The 18,479-nt window shown below is 66.0% G+C and carries 12 protein-coding genes and 1 tRNA gene; 6 read left to right on the top strand and 7 right to left on the bottom strand.

Going from position 1 to position 18,479, the window contains the following annotated elements; genetic code table 11:
• Positions 1–30 precede the first annotated feature (30 nt).
• Positions 31–777: an esterase/lipase family protein gene (locus CH266_RS18040; RefSeq protein ID WP_255175951.1), complete on the top strand. Its 747-nt coding sequence runs from the start codon at positions 31–33 to the stop codon at positions 775–777.
• A gap of 2 nt (positions 778–779) precedes the next feature.
• Here CH266_RS18040 and CH266_RS18045 read toward each other — a convergent pair whose 3' ends face one another.
• The 4 genes from CH266_RS18045 to CH266_RS18060 all read right to left on the bottom strand — a co-directional run bounded on the left by CH266_RS18045 (position 780) and on the right by CH266_RS18060 (position 2,433).
• The gene (locus CH266_RS18045; protein ID WP_094715871.1) at positions 780–1,133 is read right to left on the bottom strand and encodes a DUF3817 domain-containing protein; all 354 of its coding nucleotides are present in this window, start codon (positions 1,131–1,133) and stop codon (positions 780–782) included.
• Positions 1,130–1,531, bottom strand: coding sequence for a glucitol operon activator (locus CH266_RS18050; protein WP_032374595.1), 402 nt, complete (start codon positions 1,529–1,531; stop codon positions 1,130–1,132). Before CH266_RS18050 ends, CH266_RS18045 begins: the two co-directional genes overlap by 4 nt.
• Positions 1,532–1,620: 89 nt before the next feature.
• The gene (locus tag CH266_RS18055) at positions 1,621–2,280 is read right to left on the bottom strand and encodes a maleylpyruvate isomerase family mycothiol-dependent enzyme (protein ID WP_094716029.1); all 660 of its coding nucleotides are present in this window, start codon (positions 2,278–2,280) and stop codon (positions 1,621–1,623) included.
• A 71-nt stretch (positions 2,281–2,351) separates the two neighbouring features.
• Positions 2,352–2,433 (bottom strand) — tRNA-Leu (locus tag CH266_RS18060).
• 83 nt (positions 2,434–2,516) lie between these two features.
• Between CH266_RS18060 and CH266_RS18065 the strand changes: the two genes are divergently transcribed.
• On the top strand, positions 2,517–3,275 hold the full coding sequence (locus CH266_RS18065) for a TetR/AcrR family transcriptional regulator (protein WP_094715872.1): 759 nt from the start codon (positions 2,517–2,519) through the stop codon (positions 3,273–3,275).
• Positions 3,276–3,288: 13 nt separating this feature from the next.
• Here CH266_RS18065 and CH266_RS18070 read toward each other — a convergent pair whose 3' ends face one another.
• Positions 3,289–3,972 carry a hypothetical protein gene (locus tag CH266_RS18070; RefSeq protein ID WP_052054845.1) on the bottom strand — a complete coding sequence of 228 codons (684 nt, stop codon included), beginning with the start codon at positions 3,970–3,972 and terminating at the stop codon, positions 3,289–3,291.
• A 481-nt stretch (positions 3,973–4,453) separates the two neighbouring features.
• Between CH266_RS18070 and CH266_RS18075 the strand changes: the two genes are divergently transcribed.
• The gene (locus tag CH266_RS18075; protein ID WP_094715873.1) at positions 4,454–13,753 is read left to right on the top strand and encodes a type I polyketide synthase; all 9,300 of its coding nucleotides are present in this window, start codon (positions 4,454–4,456) and stop codon (positions 13,751–13,753) included.
• Positions 13,753–14,145: a holo-ACP synthase AcpS gene (gene acpS / locus CH266_RS18080; protein ID WP_008715184.1), complete on the top strand. Its 393-nt coding sequence runs from the start codon at positions 13,753–13,755 to the stop codon at positions 14,143–14,145. The genes CH266_RS18075 and acpS overlap by 1 nt, the downstream gene beginning before the upstream one ends.
• Positions 14,146–14,222: 77 nt before the next feature.
• Here acpS and CH266_RS18085 read toward each other — a convergent pair whose 3' ends face one another.
• On the bottom strand, positions 14,223–14,861 hold the full coding sequence (locus CH266_RS18085; protein ID WP_080729227.1) for a TetR/AcrR family transcriptional regulator: 639 nt from the start codon (positions 14,859–14,861) through the stop codon (positions 14,223–14,225).
• 358 nt (positions 14,862–15,219) lie between these two features.
• Here CH266_RS18085 and CH266_RS18090 point away from each other — a divergent pair, with 358 nt between their 5' ends.
• Both CH266_RS18090 and CH266_RS18095 read left to right on the top strand, forming a co-directional pair.
• Positions 15,220–16,515: a hypothetical protein gene (locus CH266_RS18090; RefSeq protein ID WP_094715874.1), complete on the top strand. Its 1,296-nt coding sequence runs from the start codon at positions 15,220–15,222 to the stop codon at positions 16,513–16,515.
• A gap of 74 nt (positions 16,516–16,589) precedes the next feature.
• A complete protein-coding gene (locus tag CH266_RS18095; RefSeq protein ID WP_094715875.1) occupies positions 16,590–17,954 on the top strand; it encodes a dipeptidase in 1,365 nt (454 codons plus the stop codon).
• On the opposite strand, the gene bcp is transcribed toward CH266_RS18095, so the two are convergent.
• Positions 17,943–18,416, bottom strand: a complete 474-nt coding sequence (gene bcp, locus CH266_RS18100) for a thioredoxin-dependent thiol peroxidase (protein WP_032370166.1) — start codon at positions 18,414–18,416, stop codon at positions 17,943–17,945. The genes CH266_RS18095 and bcp overlap by 12 nt on opposite strands.
• Positions 18,417–18,479: the final 63 nt, after the last annotated feature.

Raw genomic sequence — 18,479 nt, forward strand, 5'->3', positions numbered from 1 at the left:
GTCGTGCTCGCTGCCGCTGCCCTGTGTTCGGTGAGAACCCCCGCTTCGGCAGCGCCGGTCGCGGGATCGTTCGCCGAGGCCTTGGTCTACTCGGTGGCCCATCCAGGTGCGACGCCGGCGGGCGCGAACGATTACTCGTGCGTTCCCAGCGCTCGACATCCCGAACCGGTCATCTTGGTACACGGGTTCCTGGAGAACTCCTACGCGAACTGGTCGTCGCTGTCACCGGCCCTGGTCGACGCCGGATACTGCGTGTTCGCGCTCGACTACGGCAACACCGGGCCGGTGCCCGGGTTGGGAGCGCTGGGAACGATTCCCGAGAGTGCCGCGGAATTGTCCACGTTCGTCGATTCCGTGCTCGCGGCGACGGGTGCGCAGAAGGTGTCGATCGTGGGCCACTCGAAGGGCGGCACGGTGCCGCGCTACTACGCCCGCTTTCTCGGCGGTGATCGCACCGTCTCGCGCATAGTGGCGCTGTCTCCGCCGAACTATCCGACCGCCGGTCCGCCGGTGCAGGACGACGTGCTGGAGCGGTTGAACGAGGGCAGCGACACGGTCGCGGGGATCGACTACACGACGATCGTGACTCGATACGACCAGGTTGTCGTTCCGTACACGGCGTCGCTCCTTACCGGAGCGGGAAATACGAACCTGGTGCTGCAGGACGTGTGCCCCGGCAATGTCGTCGAACACACAGGAATCTCGTACGATCCGCTGGCGCAGCGGCTGGTGGAGAACGCGCTGGATCCGGAGAACGCACAGCCGATCACCTGCTGACGTCAGACGCCGAAGTCGGCCTTGACCTGCTTGGTGCGTTTGTGTTCGACGTAGAACGACAGGAACGGAACAGTTCCGGCCAGCAGGGTGCCGATGGTCCGACCGGCCGGCCACCGCACCTTGATCGCGAGGTCCACCGTGAGCACGAGATAGACGATGTAGACCCAGCCGTGCACGACGGGGATCCACGTCGGCAGGTTTTCGATCTTCAGAATGTACTTGGCGACCATCTCCGCCACGAGGACGAGCAACCAGATACCGGTGACGTAGGCGAGCACGCGATAGCGCAGCAGCGCCGATGCAATCTTCCGAGTCTTGTTGGTGGACGCCTTGGTCTTGTCCGGTGCCGAACTCACGTGGTGCTCCTGTCGGTCCCGCGGGATTCGTTCAGCTCCGCGAGGTAGCTGTTGTACTCGAGAAGTTGCCTGGCCTCGGGGTCGTCCAGATCGCCGACGTCGGGGTCTGCCACGCGGCGCTGGGGGAGCAGATCGAGAGGGACCTCGGTCGGTCCGTCGGGCTGCCCGGCGTCGGGCTCGTCCTGGTCCTCGTCTTCGAGGCGGACGAACTTGCGGTAGGCGTAGACGACGAACGCCGCGAACAAGGGCCACTGGAACGCGTAGCCGAGGTTCTGGCCGTTACCGCCGACCGCCTCGAAGCGTTCCCACTGCCACCAGCCGAGACCGAGACACACCGCCGCGGACACGATCACCAGCGCAATGAGCGCGGGTCGACGCTTCGGGCGGGATGAGGTCACCACTCGACGGTACCGGAGCGACTACTACCGAAGGTAGTCACATCGGGTGGTCGGCCGGTGATTCTCACCATGGACGAGCCGGGTGTGACTCACGACCGACGACGGTTCGCCCGTGCTTCGGCAAGTTGCTCGGCACCCGGGCCGGTGATGTCGGCGAGAGCGCTGCTGCGCCCCGTCAGCACCAACGCCAGGGTGCCCGCCGATCCTTCGACGACGGGGCCCTCGCCCCGACTCCAGTCCAGATCGGTTGCGCGCCACTGCAGTCGAAGATCGGGTCCTTTGAACGGTGCCGCACCGCTTTCCGGCACCAGGAAGTCGAGCATCGTAACCATGCGGTGCTCGGGAACGTGGTGCTCGATTCCCAGCGGCCTGCACACATCGAGCCCGTGCACGATGACGTCGGACAACGGGGCCAGCGGACCGTGGCCCGGCGGGGTGAACTTCTTGTCTGCGTGAGCTGTCAGGAGCGCGGGTAATTCGTCGCCGTGCTTGCGCTTCATTCGCTGGGTCATCATCTGATTGGCCCGGTCGAAGTTCCCTCGAGTGCGCACCATGGCGAGTCCGAACTGCCAGAGCGGGACGATCAGGGGCACCACGAGATGGGCGGCGACGTCGCGGACCGTCCAGGCGTCGCACAGCGATGGGGTGTCCCACTGTTCGGGTGTCAGGGTGTCGAAAGTGCGTGCGAGAGAGCGTCGTTCGTCGGAAGTTTCGGCGAAGATCGCGTCGTCGTCGGGATTACTGGACATACGAGCCACCTTCACACGTCGGAACCTGTAGACCTGGGAGTCTCGAGAAAAGCCGGGTCGAACGACCGTTGTGCGCGAGGGGGGACTTGAACCCCCACGTCCTGAGACACTGGAACCTAAATCCAGCGCGTCTGCCAATTCCGCCACTCGCGCGTGCCGGTGAAGTCTACAACCGATGCTGCTGTGCGTGCGACGCGGTTCTTCGAGCCACGTCGATGTCCGATTAGGCTCGCCGGGTGGTGAAGAAGGAGAACTCGTTCGATCCGGCGCGCATCCTCGAACTGCTGTGGCGGGTCGACGCGAAACCGAGCCGAACCGGCCTGAGCGTCGACGCGATCGTCGACGCGGCAATCGAGATGGCCGATGCGAACGGGTTGGAGTCGGTGTCGATGCGCAATGTGGCCGAGCATCTCGGGGTCGGTGCGATGTCGCTGTACACCCACGTGCCGGGGCGCCAAGAGTTGACGGACCTGATGATCGATCGGTCCGTGGCAGATCTGTACGCACACGTCGACGAGCCGGCATCGGTTCCCGGTGGGTGGCGGCCCGCGTTGCGTTTTGTTGCCGAGCGCAATTGGGAACTCTATCAACGACATTCGTGGCTGCTCGACGCCGTCGGTGCGCGTCCGGTGCTCGGTCCACACACCAACGACAAGTACGAGGCAGAGCTGCGCACCCTCGTCGGTACCGGGCTCGGTGACGTCGAGATCGATTCGGTGTTGACACTGGTTCTCACTCACGTCTCGGGGACCGCGAGAGCCTCGGCCGCGGTCGATCGGGTGAAGAAGCAGTCGGGAATGTCCGACGCTCAGTGGTGGGCGGCTACCGCACCCGTCATCGAGCGGGTGATGACGCGCGAGCGTTTTCCGGTGTCGTCCCGCATCGGGACGGCCGCGGCGACGTCGTACGACGCCGCCAGCGACCCCGTGCATGCCTACCGTTTCGGTGTGGAGTGCATCCTCGATGGCGTCGAGGTGATGATCTCGCAGAGGTGATAATTCTGCAGAGTCAGCCCGCCGATCGGAGCGCAGCCTCGGAGTGGCGCTGCGGCGGTCTGCGCAGCTTGTGCTGGTAACGCCAGAGCGCGTGCTCGAGCGAGGCGAGATCGACGTGGAGTGCGTCCGCTACGGCGTCGAGAATCACGGGGGAGCGATCCTCGGCGGTGTCGGCGGCCAGGTCTCGATGGAGTGGTTCGAGAGCGTCGGCGACGAACGCGGTCAGATGTGCGGTCGCCTTGTCGGTGCGTACGCCCAGATGCATGAGCATGCAGTCCCAGGTGGTCTCGCCGAGGCCAGGGATCGCGCGGAACGCATCGAAATGTTCCTTCGTGTGCTGCTCGAAATCGGTCGAACGGCTCAACCCCGACGCGATCAGCGTCTGCGCTGCCACAGCGGCTGCCGCCGCCTTGGTTCGGCTGTTTCCTGGAACGAGCTGACGGTTGGACAGGATCTGCACGAGCTGATCCGGATCCGAAGTCAGTTCTGCAAGGGTTGTCAAGTCGTCGAGTTGGTTATCGCCGCGGTGTGACCGCCACCGTCCGATGACCGCTCGCACCCCACTGGTCGGTCCTCCGTAAGGAGCGCGCGCGGAGAAGATCGCGTCGAGTAGCGCCGCCTCGGATTCGCCGCGCCACCCCGGTGTCCAGTGCGGCGAATTCGATTGTGAGGCAAACGATTCGATGTGCAACAGCATTGCTTCGAGCTCGCCCGTCGTGCAAGTGTCCGTAACCGATGAATACATGAATTCCCCCCGGAGTTCGTGGACCGCCCTGTCGGATGCGGTTCGTAGGAGAAAGCTAGACGACCCCACCGACAGGTCACCGGACGCTCACGGAGTGCTCGAGATCACATCACAAAAAGATAACGAAAAATGCGAGGGTTCCCTCATGTTTCGCCGTCGCCGCCGAGTCTCCCGCCAGGGTCGATGCGGGTTACTCGCGAGTTGGGTAAACAAAAAGTAAAGCCGCTTGCGCGGACGTACTCGCTGGTAGCACTCGGACGTCCGAGCAAACCTGAGGATTTCCTCATGATTTTGTGTCAACCTGGAGCAGCGCGAAGGAGACCTGTCGACGAAGACAGGCTCACGCTTTGCCCTGTTGCCCACGACGCACCACGGCAGTCATCACAGCGAACGCCTCGACCCCCCGAGACGTCCACGAGAGGAATCTTCAGCCTTGACGATCAACGAGAGCACACCATCACACGGACGCGGCTCGCGAAGCACAGGCAACGCAGGCAAAGCCCCTAGAAGCAGTGGCGGCTCTCGGACTCTGGCAGATCGATTCGCCGCGGGCGAGCCGTACGCTCTGGCGTTCGGTGGTCAGGGTGCGCCCTGGCTGAGTTCGCTCGAAGAGCTCGCGCGCGATTCCGCACTCGAGCCCGAACTGACCGATCTCGTCAACGAGGCCGCAGCAGTGCTGGCGCCCGTGTCCGACGAGCTGCTGGTCGTCCGCTCGGTCGGCTTCGACCCGATCGGTTGGATGCTCGAGCAGGACCTCGCCGACGGCGACACCGCCGGCTCCTACGGGCCTTCCGAAGCGGCACTGACCTCGGCTGCGGTGTCTCTGCCGGGCGTCTTCCTCACTCAGGTCGCCGCGTTGCGTGCGCTGAAGCTGCAGGGCCTCGACCCCGCCCAGACCCCGCCGGTCAAGGTGGTCGGACACTCGCAGGGCCTCATCGCCGCCGAGTCCGTCGCCGCGGACGGCGCACAGGACGCCAACTTCCTGGCCATCGCGCAGTTGGTCGGTGCTGCTGCCGGACTCGTCGGACGTCGCCGCGGCATCATCGGTGCCGGTGACCGTGCGCCGATGGTCTCGGTCGGCAACGTCGAGCCCGAGCGTCTGCAGGCGATCGTCGACGAGCTGGAGATACCGGGAGCACCCGAACGCTCCGCTGCTCTGGCCATCCGCAACGGTCGTCGCCGCGTCGTGCTGTCCGGCCCGCCGGCTCAGTTGGCTCGCGTGCAGGAGAAGTGCGAGCAGATCGCGGCTCGGGAAGAACGTGAGCGCGATGCCAAGAAGCGCGGCGGCGCGGTGTTCGCACCCGTCTTCGAGCAGCTCCCGGTCGAGATCGGCTTCCATCACCCCGCATTGACCGACGCAGTGGAGCTCGTCGACGCCTGGGCGCAGCGGTGCGGTCTCGACGCCGCCCTGGCCCGCGAACTGGCGCAGAAGATCCTCGTCGATTCCGTGGACTGGGTCGACGCAATCGACGGTGTCGTCGAGGCCGGCGCGGACTGGATCCTCGACCTCGGACCCGGTGACCTCCTCACCCGCATGACCACCCCGGCGCTGCGTGGACAGGGCGTCGGCATCATCGCGGCATCCTCACGCGGCGGCCACCGCAATCTGCTCACTCCAGGAGCCGCACCCGAGGTGCAGCCGGCATGGTCGGCATTCGCACCCAAGCCCGTGACGCTCCCCGACGGCCGCGTCGTCGTCGAGACCTCCTTCACCAAGATGACCGGACGTTCGCCGATCCTGCTCGCCGGCATGACGCCGACGACGGTCGACGCGAAGATTGTCGCGGCCGCAGCCAACGCAGGCCACTGGGCCGAGCTCGCCGGTGGCGGCCAGGTCACCGAAGACATCTTCACCGACCGCGTCGCCGAGCTCTCCACGTTGCTCGAGCCCGGCCGCGCCATCCAGTTCAACTCGCTCTTCCTCGACCCGTACCTGTGGAAGCTGCAGCTCGGCGGTCGCCGCATCGTGCAGCGTGCCCGTGCAGCGGGTGCGGCCATCGACGGCGTCGTCGTCACAGCAGGCATCCCCGAACTGGACGAGGCAGTGGCTCTCATCGAAGAGCTCTCCGAGGCCGGCATCAGCTACGTCTCGTTCAAGCCGGGAACCGTCGCGCAGATTCGCGCGGTGATCCGCATCGCCAACGAGGTTCCGTCCTACCAGGTCAACGTCCATATCGAGGGTGGCCGCGCAGGCGGACACCACTCGTGGGAAGACCTCGACGACCTGCTGCTGACCACCTATGCCGAGCTCCGCTCGCGCCCCAACCTGGTGATCTGCGTCGGCGGCGGTATCGGAACACCCGAGCGGGCCGCGGACTACCTCACCGGAACCTGGTCTGCCGTGCACGGATACCCGAAGATGCCTCTCGACGGCATCCTCGTCGGTACCGCTGCGATGGCCACTCTGGAAGCCACGACGGCTCCCGAGGTCAAGCAGCTTCTCGTCGACACGCCGGGAACTCCCGACTGGGTCGGTGCCGGAACCGCCAACGGCGGAATGGCGTCGGGCCGCAGCCAGCTCGGTGCCGACATTCACGAGATCGACAATGCGGCATCACGTTGCGGTCGGCTGCTCGACGAGGTCGCCGGTAACGCCGACGCCGTGGCCGAGCGCCGCGACGAGATCATCGCCGCACTCGACGGCACCGCCAAGCCGTTCTTCGGCGACGTCGCCGAGATGACCTACCAGCAGTGGCTGAGCCGCTACCTGGATCTGGCCATCGGAACGGACTCACGCAGCGAATTCGACTGTGGCGGCGAGTTCACCGATGCGGTGACCGAGGCCCGTGAATCGGTGTGGCTCGACGTCACCTGGCGCACTCGTTTCCTCGAAATGCTGCAGCGCGCCGAGGCACGCTTGCACCCGGTCGATCGTGGCCCCATCCCCACCCTGTTCGCCGACGCCGAGGTACTCGAGCGTCCGCGCGCAGCACTGAAGTCACTGCTCGCTCAGTTCCCCGACGCCGGTGACGTGGTGCTGCACCCTGCCGACATCACCTTCTTCACCTCGCTGTGCCGCATGCCCGGCAAGCCCGTCAACTTCGTTCCCGTCGTCGATGGTGACGTGCGCCGCTGGTGGCGCAGTGACTCGCTGTGGCAGGCACACGACGCTCGCTACTCGGCCGATCAGGTCTGCATCATCCCCGGAACCGTTGCCGTCGCAGGTATCACTCGCGTCGACGAGCCGGTGGGCGAACTGCTGAACCGCTTCGAGAAGGCCACCGCGGACCAGCTTCTCGCCGAGGGTGTCGAGCCGGCGGCCATCGCCAGCCGACGCCACGCCGAGATCGCACCGGGACTGCTGGGCATCGTGCTGGCAGCTCCCGACGTCACCTGGGCCTCGCGCATGACGCAGAACCCCGTTGCACGCCTGGGAGATCCGGCCGACTGGACCGTCGACTCCGATACGGTCGCCTCGCATCCGCAGACCGGCTCCACGTTGACCGAGCTCGACACCGAGCACGTCGAACTGCTGGTCCCGCTCGCCCCGGGCAAGGAAGTACGCATCCGTCTGACGGTGCCTGCCTCCACGATCGACGGCGGCGCTCCCGTCGTCACCGCAGAGGATGCACAGCAGGCCATGTCCGCTCTGCTCGGAGTTGCGGCAGGACAGGACCTTCCGACGGTCAAGAACGGTGTCGCGCGGCTGAACATCGCCTGGATCCCCGATCTGATCGCCGACCACGCCGGCGTCACCGGATCCGGACTGCCCGACACACTGACCGTCAGCGGAAAAGCTGTTCCCGACGTTCTCGTCGGTGCCTGCTGGCCCGCCGTCTTCGCCGTCCTCGGAGCGACGCGCAACGCCGAAGGCATCGACGTCATCGAAGGCATGCTCGACCTGGTGCACCTCGATCACAGCGTCAACCTCGTCGGTGAATTGCCGACCGACACTTCGATTCTCGTGGTCAAGGCCGCTGCAGGAGAGGTGCTCGACACCGATCTCGGTCGCGTCGTCGAGGTCACCGTCGAGATCGGTGCCATGCTCGGTGAGGGTCTCGACGCCCCGGCCGTCGCAACCCTGGTGGAGCGCTTCGCCATTCGTGGACGCACCGGCAAGGGCGAGTTGGTGGATCCGGCTCGCGCCGGCGGTTCGCTGAGCGCCGATGCCAAGGACACCCCGCGTCGTCGCCGTCGCCAGGCCACCATCGTGGCCCCGCGCAACATGGCCGCGTTCGCCCAGGTCTCGGGCGATCACAACCCGATTCACACCTCGGATGCCGCGGCGTTGCTCGCCGGCCTCGGTAGCCCGATCGTGCACGGCATGTGGCTCTCGGCTGCGGCGCAGCAGACCGTCACCGCAGTCGACCATGAGGACACCAAGACTCCTCCGCGTCGTCTCACTGCCTGGACTGCTCGTTTCCTCGGAATGGTCCGTCCCGGAGCGGATATCGACGTTCGCGTCGACCGCACCGGATTCGATCAGGGTGCCGAACTGGTCGAGGTGTCCTGCCGAGTCGGCGGCGAACTGGTCATGGTCGCCACCGCACGCACCGCCGCGCCGAAGACCGTCTACGCGTTCCCCGGCCAGGGCATCCAGCGCCCGGGTATGGGACTGGACGCACGCGCTCGCTCCAAGGCCGCGCGTGAGATCTGGGAGCGAGCCGACAAGCACACCCGCAGCGCGCTCGGCTTCTCCATTCTCGCTGTCGTGCGCGACAATCCGACGTCGCTCAAGGCCCGCGGGGTCACGCACAAGCATCCCGACGGTGTGCTGCACCTGACGCAGTTCACCCAGGTTGCGATGGCCGTTCTCGGTGTCGCACAGGTTGCCGAACTGCGCGAATCCGGAGCGTTCGTGGAGAATTCGATTCTCGCCGGCCACTCGGTGGGTGAGTACAACGCTCTGGCCGCCGTTGCCGGTGTGCTCCCGCTCGAGGCCGTTCTCGAGGTCGTCTTCCAGCGTGGCTCGGCCATGCACGCACTCGTTCCCCGTGACGAGAACGGCCGCAGTGACTACCGTATGGCCGCCATCCGCCCGTCCCAGATCGGCCTGGCCGACGAGGACGTGCAGGGCTTCGTCGCCGGTGTCGCAGAAGAGTCCGGTGAGTTCCTCGAGATCGTCAACCTCAACTTGCGTGGCTCGCAGTACGCCATCGCAGGCACCGTTGCCGGCCTCGGTGAGCTCGAGAAGAAGATCGCCATTCGCCGGGCAGAGTTCGGCGGCAAGGCCGCCTACATCATGGTTCCGGGCATCGACGTGCCGTTCCACTCGACGGTTCTGCGCGGTGGAGTCGACGATTTCCGTAGCCGCCTCGAGACCCTGCTGCCCGAGCAGCTCGATCCCGCGATCCTGGTCGGTCGCTACATTCCGAACCTGGTGCCCAAGCCGTTCTCGCTCGACCGGGCCTTCGTTCAGGAGATCGCCGACCTCGTACCGTCCGAGCCGCTGAACACCGTTCTCGCAGAGTTCGATTCGTGGGCCGCACGGCCGAGCGATCTGTGCCGCGTGATTCTGACCGAATTGCTCGCATGGCAGTTCGCCAGCCCGGTCCGGTGGATCGAGACTCAGGATCTGCTCTTCGCAGACGAGTCCGACGGCGGTATGGGCGTCGAGCGTTTCGTCGAGATCGGGCTCGGTGCAACACCGACCGTGGCCAACCTCGCGTCGCAGACTCTCAAGCTGCCCGGCCGCTTCGGCCACCCGGTCGAGGTGCTCAACCTGGAGCGCGAAGCCGCGATCGTCTACGGCACCGATACCGACCCGGCTCCGGCCGACGAGGACGAGGCAACACCCGCTCCCGAAACCGCTGCTCCTGCAGCCGCGGCTGCTCCGGCTGCCGCACCCGCACCGGCAGCTGCACCGTCGGGCGGACCTCGCCCCGACGACATCGCGTTCGTCGCCGCCGACGCGACGAAGATCCTCATCGGACTGTGGACCAAACTGCAGCTCGATCAGATCGGGCCCGCCGACACCATCGAGGCCCTGTGCGACGGCGTGTCCTCACGTCGTAACCAGCTGCTCGTCGACCTCGGCTCCGAGCTCTCGCTCGGTGCCATCGACGGCGCAGCCGACGCCGACATGGGCGCGCTCTCGGGCACGGTGAACAAGCTGGCTCGTACCTACAAGCCGTTCGGCCCGGTGCTCAGCGACTCGATCAACGACCATCTCCGCAAGGTCTTCGGCCCCTCGGGACGACGCCCGGCCTCCATCGCCGACCGCGTCAAGAAGACCTGGGAACTGGGCGACGGCTGGGCGCACCACGTCACCGCCGAGGTCGCTCTCGGTACCCGTGACGGTGCCTCGGTCCGCGGCGGTGCACTCGGTGGCCTGGCCGACGGCGCTCTCGCCGACGGCACTGCTGTCGACAACGTCATCGACGCCGCGGTTGCTTCGGTTGCCGCTCGTCGCGGAATAGCAGTGTCCATGCCTCAGGCAGGTGGCGGGGCCGGCGGAACCGTCGACGCTGCTGCTCTGGGCGAGTTCACCGAGCACATCACCGGTCGCGACGGCGTTCTCGCCTCTGCAGCCCGGTTGGTGCTCGAACAGCTCGGCCTGGCGGACGCACCCAACGCGCTGCTGGCCGAGAACCCCGATGCTGCTCTGGTGGAGCTGGTTTCGGCCGAGCTCGGCTCCGACTGGCCTCGCCTCGTCGCTCCCGCGTTCGACGCCAAGCGCGCAGTGCTGATCGACGACCGGTGGGCCACCGCCCGTGAGGATCTGGCTCGGTTGTGGCTCGGTACCGCAGGTGATGTCGCCGTAGAGTCCTTCGCCGGTGCAGGCAATGCCGTTGCAGCTCAAGCACAGTGGTGGAAGGCCAAGGCCGACTACGAGAACAAGGCCGTGCTCGCCGAGACCTTCGGACGCATCGCAGACATCGCGGTCGCATCCGAGGACAAGGGGCAGTGGGCCGACGACGTCGCAGTCGTCACCGGTGGCAGCAAGGGATCCATCGCCGCGGCCGTGACCGCTCAGTTGTTGGCCGGGGGAGCGACGGTCTTCGTCACCACCTCCAGGCTCGACGACGAGCGCCTGGGCTTCTACCGCTCGCTCTACCGCGACAACGCTCGCAACGGAGCGTCGCTGTGGGTGGTTCCGGCCAACATCGCGTCGTACACCGACGTCGATGCCCTCATCGAGTGGATCGGCAGTGACTACATCGACACTGCCGGTGGTGCAAAGACGTTGGTCAAGGCAGCTGCCACTCCGACGATGCTGTTCCCGTTCGCCGCACCCCGGGTCATGGGCGAGATGTCCGACGCCGGAGCTCGCGCCGAGATGGAAATGCGCGTGCTGCTCTGGTCGGTCGAGCGTCTGATCACCGGACTGTCGAAGGTCGGCTACGACAACGACATCGACACTCATCTGCACGTGGTGCTACCCGGATCGCCGAACCGTGGAATGTTCGGTGGCGACGGTGCCTACGGTGAGTCGAAGGCCGCACTCGATGCAGTCGTCGCGAAGTGGGGCTCGGAGAAGAACTGGGCCGAGCGGGTGTCCATCGCGCACGCTCACATCGGGTGGGTTCGCGGAACCGGCCTGATGGGCGGCAACGATCCCATCGTCGAGGCGGTCGAAGCCGAAGGTGTCCGTACCTGGTCGACCGAGGAGATGGCGACCGAGCTGCTGCGGCTGTGCACCTTCGACGCACGTCGTCGGGCCGCGCAGGAGCCCATCGTCGCCGATCTGACGGGTGGCCTGGCCAACACCAAGCTCAACCTCGTCGAGCTTGCTCGGGACGCGGCCGCTGCTGCGGCCGACAAGACCGAAGAGGTCGTGGACAGTTCGGTCATCGCCGCGCTGCCTGCACCTCCGCGGCTCGCCCCGACCACTGCTCCGGCGTGGCCCGCCCTCGATGTCGATCCGAAGGACCTGATCGTCATCGTCGGTGCAGGTGAGCTCGGACCTTATGGTTCGGCGCGCACTCGCTTCGAGATGGAGGTCGACGAGCAGCTCTCTGCCGCAGGCGTTCTCGAACTCGCGTGGAACACCGGCCTGATCGCCTGGGAGAACGATCCCAAGCCGGGCTGGTACGACATCGAGTCCGGTGACCTCGTTCCCGAGGAGGACATCGCCGACAAGTACCACGACATCGTGGTCGAGAAGTGCGGTATCCGCACGTACGGCGACGACGGCGCAATGGTCGGTAACACCGCTCCGCTGATGACCTCGATCTTCCTCGACAACGACCTCACGTTCGTCGTCGGAACCGAGATCGACGCACGGTCGTTCGCGGCTGCGGATCCCGAGCACACGCTGATCACACCGGTTCCCGATTCGAGCGACTGGCAGGTCACTCGCAAGGCGGGCACCGAGATTCGCGTTCCGCGCAAGATGAAGCTCACCCGTACCGTGGGTGGTCAGATTCCGACCGGATTCGATCCCACCAAGTGGGGCATCTCGCCCGACATGGCGAGTTCGGTGGATCGTGTTGCCCTGTGGAACATCGTCACCACGGTCGACGCCTTCATCTCCTCGGGCTTCAACCCGTCGGAACTGATGCGCTGGGTGCACCCGACGTTGGTCGCCAACACTCAGGGCACCGGCATGGGCGGCATGGAGTCCATGCGCTCGCTGTACATCGATACCCTGCTCGGCGATGCTCGTGCGAACGACATCCTGCAGGAGGCTCTGCCGAACGTCGTTGCTGCACACGTGGTTCAGTCGTACATCGGTAGCTACGGCGCGATGGTTCACCCCGTCGCCGCCTGCGCAACCGCGGCCGTCTCGGTCGAGGAGGGCGTCGACAAGATCAAGCTGGGCAAGGCGCAGCTCGTGGTCGCCGGCGGATTCGACGACCTGAGCACCGAAGGCATCATCGGCTTCGGCGACATGTCGGCCACCGCGGACTCGGCAGCGATGTCCGCCAAGGGAATCAGCGATCGACGCTTCTCCCGGGCAAACGACCGCAGGCGCGGAGGATTCGTCGAATCGCACGGCGGCGGAACGATTCTGCTCGCTCGCGGCGATCTGGCACTCGAGATGGGCCTGCCCGTCCTCGGAGTGGTGGCCTACGCACAGTCGTACGGCGACGGAGTGCATACCTCCATCCCGGCTCCGGGACTCGGCGCACTCAGCGCCGGTCGCGGCGGCAGGGATTCGGCACTTGCGCTCTCGCTCAACGCACTCGGCGTCAGCGCAGACGACGTGGCCGTGATCTCCAAGCACGACACCTCGACTGCAGCCAACGACCCCAACGAGGCCGAGCTGCACACCCGCCTGGCCAAGGCCATCGGTCGTTCGGACGGCGCTCCGCTGTTCGTCGTATCGCAGAAGTCCCTCACCGGGCACTCGAAGGGCGGAGCGGCTGCCTGGCAGCTCATCGGCCTGTGTCAGGTGCTGGCCAACGGCGTCATCCCGCCGAACCGCAGCCTCGACTGCGTCGACGACAAGATGACCGGTTTCGAGCACTTGGTGTGGGCTCGTGAGCCGCTGCGCTTCGGTGACTCGGTTCCGCTGAAGGCGGGTCTGCTCACCTCGCTCGGCTTCGGGCACGTGTCCGGACTCATCGCGCTGGTGCACCCGCAGGCGTTCCTCGAGGCCGTTCCGGCCGAGCGGCGTGCGGAGTACATCGCGAAGGCGAACGAACGTCGTATCGCCGGTCAGCGCAGGCTGATCTCCGCGATGGTGGGTGGCGACTCCCTCTACGAGCGGCCCGACGATCGACGACTGGGACATGACGGGACGCCGGCCAAGGCGACACGCGAACTGGAGGCCAACGTGTTGCTCAACGAGTCCGCTCGCCTCGGCGAGGACGACGTCTACTCCTCCGGTCTGCCGGGTGCCATCTGATGGCAATCTTGGGAGTGGGTTTCGACCTGGTGACGGTGTCCGACTTCGCCGAGCAGATGGAGAAGGTCGGCACGACGATGATTCGCGACAGCTTCACCGCGGGTGAACGTCGGCACGCGGCGACCAAGAGCTCCGACCCGACGCGGCACTACGCAGCACGGTGGGCCGCCAAGGAAGCAGTTCTGAAAGCCTGGGCGACATCACGTTTCGCACGGCCGCCGCAGATCGGCGACAATCCGTACCCGTTGATCGAGGTCGTCAACGATGCGTGGGGCCGACCGTCCATCAAGCTGCACGGCATGGCGCAGGAGTTTCTGCCGACGGTCAAGATTCACCTGTCGCTGACGCACGACGGCGATATCGCCGCCGCGGTGGCGATCCTGGAGGAGTAACTCCGCGCTGAACGACGACGAAGGCCCGTCCGATCCACGAGATCGGGCGGGCCTTTCGTATGGGTGAAGCGGCTGGGTCAGGCGTCGTCGGTGTTGACCGACCCACCCGAGCGCCTGCTTTCCTTCTCTGCGACGAGCAGATACGCCATCATGATTCGCTTGAGTTCGGCCACGGCATCTTCGTGGCTCTGGCCGTCCTGCACCGAGAAGTTCAGCATCGAGTAGACGATGTGCACCAACACCTGGGCCATCAGATTGCGACGATGCCGCGGTGTGCGCGGCGTCAACGGTCCGAGCATGCGTGAGACCTGATCGGCGAACTCGCGCTCGTGAATGACCCCGGTGGCGCGGGTGGACGGTGTGGACTGCATCGCGAGCCATACCTCGCGGCGCGACGGGTCCGTCATCCACATACCGGCCATGTGGTCGACGAAATTGTTCAGGAATCGCACCCAGTCCAGGGACGGGACCTCGCCGTCGAACTCCGCCAATTCCTGTTGGACTCCCACGAGGTCCTGACGATTGAGTTCGCAGACGATGACGTACTTGTTGGCGAAGAACTGGTACAGCGTGCCGATCGGCAGCTCTGCCCGTGACGCGACTTCTTCACAGGTGAACGACTCGAAGCCCACGTCGCTGAGCAGTTCACGCGACGCCTGGAGCAACGCGTCGAATTTGCGTTGGCTGCGTTCCTGCGTGGGACGGCGCCTCGGCATCAGCTCCTGAGTCTGCGCCGTCGACTCGAGCGCGGCGTCGAGACGGCGCGAGGACTGGGCACGAGCAGAGGATTCCACCCGGTCAGGCTATCCGTCGCGGGTGGACGGTATCCACTTCTGTCGTGCGGGTCGCATCGCCCACTCCGGATTCGGTCGTTCTTGTGGGGGAGCGCTGTGTGTGTCGACAGCTGTCGGGCCGTCGTGCTGTGACAATCCCCAAGTTCAATATGGGCCATCCAAACGGGCAACCGGTATGGTTATAGGTATTGAATCAATTTCCGTGCAGGGTGGCCGTCGTTCGTGTCCGTGGGACGACGTTCATGGTCGGGAGCCTCACCCCGAGCACAGGGAGACTGCAGTGGCAACAATCGGTACAGCGATCGAATCCGGCTCGATGCAGACGGTCCTGCTCGAGCCGACCTCGGGGGAGGTGCTCGCGCACTCCACCACCTCGCTCGACCCCGACATGACCGCCGTTCTACCGCGCGCGATCTCGGATATGCGTGCCGAGGCAGCAACGCTGAACGTGTCGGTCGACGCCGTCGCCGTCGTGCATCGGTCCGAGTCCGAGCGCGCCGAACTCGCCACGGCAGTGACCGACGAGTCGACGGTGTTCGTCTCGGCATCCCAGTCGTTCCTGTGCTGGTTGGCCCGTACGAAGGATCTCGCCGACGCGAGCACGGTGCTGCTGTACTACATGGGCGAACACGGCGTATCCATCTCTCTCGCCGACGCAGCCGATGCCACACTCACGCCCGCCAAGAATGCTGCCCTGGACTCGATGTCCCCCGAACGAATCGGCAGCACGATTCCACTGGCCTGGGAAGTGGTCGACGAATCCGGCAAGAAACCACGGGCCGTGGCGCTGTTCGGAGACAGATCGAGCAACCGGGACTTGATCGACATTCTCTCCCTCGGGCTCGGTGTGCCCGTCGTGCGGGTGGGTGCCGCTGATCGGGTCGCCGCCTGCGGGGCGGCCTGGCTCGCGTCGGTTTCGGTCGAGGATCAGGCCGCTCTCGTGGAAACGGAGAGGGCCGACGACGCGGAAGAAGCCGTAGTGCCGGAGACGGTCCCTTCGGTGGTGCTCACGTCCCCGGTGGCAGCAACGGGCAGGTCGAGTTCAGCGACCGGCGGCCGCAAACTGATCTTCGCTGCGGTGCTGCTCGCCGGGGTGGCCTCGGCCGGTGTCGCCGTTGCAGCCACGCTGCCGAGTAATGGGGATGCGACCGCCGAACAGAGCGTCGACCGACGCGACAGCGGTGCCGATTTGGCCGGCGCAACGCGATACGTCGATCCGACGACAGTTGCGCCGATTGCGCCTGGGCTTCCGGCCGACGCCCTGCCGAAGACGCTCCCGCCCACGGCGGATTCAGCCCTTGAGCCGACGACCACACCGCCGACTGGGACGACGCAGCAGTGGACTCCACAGCAAGGGACTCCACAGCAAGGGACTCCGCCGTCCTGGGTGCCGCCGGGCGCTGCGCCTGCAGGTACCCCGAAGCCCGCTGCGGCGACTGTGGATCCGCCGCAATTGACTGTGCCCACCGTCGTTCCCGAGCCGGGTAAATCCCAGGAGCAACTCGAGCAGGAAGCCTGGGATCGGCACTGGCAGCACACAGGTGAGTGGATCGCGCAGGAATTGGCCGGAGGCTGACGTGTCGCTTCGGTAGGTGCGAGCAAATGACAGACTGGCGAGAGCCCGTCTGTCATTTCTCGTCTGGAGGAACCATGCCGACCGATGTACGCCCCGCCGACATTCGATCCGCGATCGCGGAGTCGATGCCTCGCGCGAAGTCGGAGCTGGCAGAACTGGTCCGGTTCCGATCTGTGCACGATCCTCGGCAGTTCCCGGTGGAGGAATGCGTCGGTGCAGCGCAATGGGTGCAGCGGGCGTTCGTTGACGCCGGAATTCCCGACGTGCAGTTGATCGAGACCAACGACGGCTCACTGGCTGTCGTCGGTTCTCGGCCGGCACCGGCGGGGGCGCCGACTGTTCTGTTGTATTCGCACTACGACGTCCAGCCTCCCGGCGACCGAAGCTACTGGGACAGTGAGCCTTTCGAGCTGACCGAGCGTGACGGTCGGTGGTACGGCCGAGGCGCGGCCGACTGCAAGGGCAACATCTTGATGCATCTGCTGGCGCTGCGCGCGGTGGGGGAGTCGCTCGACGTCGGCGTGCGCATCGTCTGCGAGGGTTCTGAAGAGATGGGCACGGGCGGGCTCGAAGCACTCGTCGACGAGCGGCCCGAGTTGTTCGCTGCCGAGGTCGTGGTGATCGGGGACACCGGCAACACTGCGGTGGGTCTGCCGACGGTCACCACTACCCTGCGTGGGATAGCCAACGTCGTCGTACATGTGGAAACGCTTGCCGGAGAAGTGCATTCGGGAATGTACGGGGGGCCGGCACCCGATGCGCTCGGCGCGCTGATCCAGGTGCTGGCCACACTGCGTAACGAGCACGGTGACACCACCGTCGACGGTCTCGACGGTGCGCAGACCTGGGATGGGGTGCCGTACGACGCTGAGCAGTTCAGATCCGACGCCGGGGTGCTCGACGGAGTCGCTCTTGCGGGTTCGGGCACCGTGGCCGACGCGGTATGGGCGCGCCCGGCTCTGACCGTTCTCGGAATCGACTGCCCGCCCGTCGTGGGCTCGGCCGCCGCAATCTCCCCTCGTGCCTCGGCACGGCTCAATTTGCGAGTTCCGCCAGGCATGGATCCGCAGCAGGCGCAGGACGCGTTGGTGGCGCATCTGGAGGCACGTACGCCGTGGAATGCGCGTGTCACCGTCGAGCGTGAGGCGATCGGTTCGCCGTTCCGGGCCAGAACGGACGGCCCGGGGTACGCGGCGTTGTCAGGTGCCTTGGAAGAGGCATTCGGACGTCCCATGGGGACGGCTGGGCAGGGCGGGTCCATTCCATTGTGCAACGCGTTGGCGGAGGCATTGCCGGACGCCGAGATCGTGCTGATGGGCGTCGAAGAGCCCCGATGCCGGATCCACGCCCCGAACGAGAGCGTGGACCCGACGGAAATCGAGCAGATGGCAGTCGCCGAGGCGCTGTTCCTGCAGCGGCTGGCCGGTTCAGACGGCTAGGTCGCGGCGCAGTTTGGCGACGTGGCCGGTGGCACGAACGTTGTATTGAGCCACCTCGATCTTGCCTTCCTCGTCCACCAGGAACGTCGAGCGAATGACGCCCTCGTAGACCTTCCCGTAGTTCTTTTTCTCCCCGAACGCGCCCCACGCCTGCAGGGTCGTTTTCTCCTCGTCGGAGAGCAGTGGGAACGTCAGCTCTTCCTTGTCGCGGAACTTGGCGAGCTTGGCCGGCTTGTCGGGGGAGATGCCGATGACCTCGAGGCCTTCGCCGTTGAGCTCGGCGAGGCTGTCGCGGAAGTCGCAGGCCTGCTTGGTGCAGCCAGGGGTGCTCGCGGCGGGGTAGAAGTACACGATCACCTTCTTGCCGGCGTAATCGGCGAGAGAGACGTCGTTGCCGTCGGCATCGGGCAGGGTGAACGCCGGAGCGGTGTCGCCCGGCTCGAGCTTGCTGTATTCAGTCACCGCACGAGAGTATCGAAATACCGTCGTGCTCTAGGCTCGAGTACGACCAAGACTATTTGCAGA

This window comes from Rhodococcus sp. 06-1474-1B (assembly GCF_002258885.1).
GTDB lineage: Bacteria > Actinomycetota > Actinomycetes > Mycobacteriales > Mycobacteriaceae > Rhodococcoides > Rhodococcoides fascians.

Excerpts from the sequence above, each read along its gene's own strand:
- CH266_RS18055 (WP_094716029.1), bottom strand. The coding sequence starts at position 2,280 with ATGTCCAGTAATCCCGACGACGACGCGATCTTCGCCGAAACTTCCGAC.
- CH266_RS18070 (WP_052054845.1), bottom strand. The coding sequence starts at position 3,972 with ATGCTGTTGCACATCGAATCGTTTGCCTCACAATCGAATTCGCCGCAC.
- acpS (WP_008715184.1), top strand. The coding sequence starts at position 13,753 with ATGGCAATCTTGGGAGTGGGTTTCGACCTGGTGACGGTGTCCGACTTC.
- CH266_RS18085 (WP_080729227.1), bottom strand. The coding sequence starts at position 14,861 with ATGCCGAGGCGCCGTCCCACGCAGGAACGCAGCCAACGCAAATTCGAC.
- CH266_RS18095 (WP_094715875.1), top strand. The coding sequence starts at position 16,590 with ATGCCGACCGATGTACGCCCCGCCGACATTCGATCCGCGATCGCGGAG.